This window comes from Aquimarina sp. U1-2 (genome assembly GCF_017897595.1).
Classification (GTDB): Bacteria; Bacteroidota; Bacteroidia; order Flavobacteriales; family Flavobacteriaceae; genus Aquimarina.
This window is the reverse complement of the sequence record NZ_JAGKIK010000188.1, coordinates 1-246: the sequence shown is the minus strand read 5'-3', so window position 1 is coordinate 246 and position 246 is coordinate 1. Positions and strand designations below refer to the sequence as shown.

The 246-nt window shown below is 25.2% G+C and carries 1 protein-coding gene; it reads left to right on the top strand.

From position 1 onward, the window contains the following. The coding region (locus J8281_RS19580) for a hypothetical protein (RefSeq protein WP_210199302.1) at positions 1 to 246 on the top strand (246 nt) is incomplete at both ends.

Sequence of the window (246 nt, the reverse complement as noted above, 5' to 3'; positions counted from 1 at the left end):
AATAAACTATCAAAGGAAAAGTTTAACGTACAACTTGATTATTTAGCATTAACAATATTAACCATAACACTAACTAGGGTTTTTATTGATCCAATCTATAGATTTGATCAGATTATTGGTAATATAGATATTCCGGAAAAATTAAATATTTCATATTCTTACAATCTTGCTTTAATCCTTAATGCCACAAAAATAATCTTAATAGTACCAATCGTAGAGGAATTTGTTTTTAGAGGAATAATTTTG